The 505-nt window shown below is 41.8% G+C and carries 1 protein-coding gene; it reads left to right on the top strand.

Annotated elements, in window-relative coordinates:
• The coding region (locus ACSU6B_RS29365; protein ID WP_410889971.1) for an IS110 family transposase at window positions 1-505 on the top strand (505 nt) is incomplete at both ends.

Genomic DNA, 505 nt, shown 5'->3' with positions numbered 1-505 from the left:
CAAAGCCAGTTATATCCCTGACCGAAATCAACGTGAATTGCGTGAACTCGTCCGATATCGTCGAAGTATTATTGAAGAGCGTGCCAGACAACATAATCGAATCCAAAAAGTGTTAGAAGGCGCGAACATTAAATTGGGATCCGTGGTTTCAGATGTGTTGGGTGTTTCAGCACGAGATATGCTTGATGCCATTGCCGATGGTGAAGAAGACCCTGAAAAACTAGCAAACTTCGCTCGACGCAGCATGAAAAAAAAGAAAGAAGAACTGGAACTCGCCCTAAAAGGCAATATTAATTCACATCAACGCCTCATGTTAAAAACCATTTTAGGTCATATTGATTTTCTTACTGAGCAAATCGAGATGCTTGATAAGGAAGTTGCGGACAGAGTCAGTTCCCATCAGGAAGATGTATCACGATTGGATTCGATTCCTGGTATAGCTACCAGAATGGCTGAGCAAATTCTATCCGAAATTGGGACTGATGTAAAAAAACAATTCCCCACT

It is taken from the genome of Neobacillus sp. C211 (assembly GCF_051842875.1).
Classification (GTDB): domain Bacteria; phylum Bacillota; class Bacilli; order Bacillales; family Cytobacillaceae; genus Neobacillus.
Note: the sequence above shows the minus strand (reverse complement) of the source record. Positions and strands in the feature narration are given on the sequence as shown.